Annotated in this window: 1 pseudogene; it reads right to left on the bottom strand. The window is 78.1% G+C overall.

The annotated features are described in order from the left end of the window. A pseudogene (locus ACWEVN_RS47855) lies at positions 1 to 1,629 on the bottom strand (AAA family ATPase); the annotation flags it as partial.

Genomic DNA, 1,629 nt, shown 5'->3' with positions numbered 1-1,629 from the left:
GTGGTCGGCTTCGGCGCGGGCCCGGGCGGCCGCGACGGCGACCGGGACGCGGTCGCGCACCGGCCCCTCGGGCAGCGCGACGCCGAGGGCGGTGACGTCGTCGGCCACCGCGCGTTCGGCCGCCTGCAACGCTTCCGCGGCTTCGCCCTCGGCGGTCTCCGCGACGGCCAGCCGCTCGCGGTGGTCCTTCGCCTGGCCGGCGGCCCAATCCGTGAGCGCGGTCCAGGCGGCGAGGAGACTTTCACCGGCTGTGGGAACCGAGGCTTCGCCCTGGGCTGGGGGCTCCGCCACCCGGATCCCCGAAAGAGCGTCGATCGGCGGCGCGCCGAGGCCGACGAGCGGGTCGCGCGCCCGCGACAGCCGCTGCCGCGCGGCGTCGACCTCCTGCGCGATGCCCGCCTGGTTGTCGGCGGCCTGTTTCGCGGCCGCGCGGGCCGTCCTCAGCCCGGCGTCCGCCGTTTTCGCCGCCTGCTCGAGTTCCGCGACGCGGGCGAGCTGCTCGGTGACCACGTCGGCGGCCGGTGCGCCGTCGAGGGTCGCCACCAGGTCCGCCTGCCGTTGCCGGGCGGTGGCGAGCTCGGTGCGCGCCGCCTGCTCGGCCAGCCCCGCGTCGACCGCCCGGGTGCGCCGCTGCTCGGCGTCCCGCTCGGCGGTCCGGAAATCTTCGGCCGCCACGACAGCTTCCTTGCCCGCCGCTTCGGCGGCCGCTTCGAGGGCGGCCAGCGCGGTGCGCCGTTCGTCCAGCGCGGAAGCTGCCCACGTGGTGAGGCGCTGCCACCCCGCCGGGACGTCGTCGCCGTCGAGCGCCGGCGCTCCCAGCTCCACCAGGGGATCGCGGGCGGCCCGCAAGGCCTCGCGGGCCGCCGCGAACGACTTCGCCACGACCTCGGCCTCCTGCTGGGCCTTCGTGCGTTCGGCGCGAGCCGCGGCCAGTTCCGCGTCGGCGGCGCGCGCGGCTTCGGCGACCCGGGTGCGGCCCTCGATCGTCGCCGAGAGCCACTCACCCCGTTCGCGGACGGCGGCGACGAGATCCGCGTAGTCCGGCCCGGAGAAGGACGCCTCGACCGGCCGCAGCAGGGGCGCCGACTCCGGCGGGCCGTCGACCTCGGCGAGCACCGCGCGGAGTTCTTCCGCCTGCGCCGCCGCCGACGCGCGGGCGTCGGCGTCGCGGTCCACGGCCCGTTCCAGCTTGCGCACGCCCGATTCGGCCGACGACCGGCCGCGTTCGGCGCGGTCGAGGCGTTCGCGAGCCTCGGCGAGGTGGGCGTGGCCGCCGGCGTCCGGCAGGGCCGTCACTTCCTGCTCGCACACCGGGCACGAGTGCCCGACGGCGAGCCCGGCCCGCAGCACCAGCGCCTGACCGGCCTGCTCGGCTTCGGCCACCGCGGTCTTCGCCGCGGCGAGCTCGGTGTCGGCGGCGGCCAAGGCCGTGCGCGCGGCTTTCAGCTCCGCGTGGCGAGCGGCCTGCTCCGGCGCGGCCTTCCGCTGCGCCTCGCACAACGCATACAGCGTGCGGGCATCCGAACGGGCCGCGGCGAGCGGCGCGACATCGGGCTGGGCGCCCAGCGCCGCCCGCGCTTCGGCGTCGGCGGCCTCCGCTGCCTGCAGGCGCTCGTCGGTGGCCGCGGT

This window comes from Amycolatopsis sp. NPDC003861 (assembly GCF_053605405.1).
Note: the sequence above shows the minus strand (reverse complement) of the source record. Positions and strands in the feature narration are given on the sequence as shown.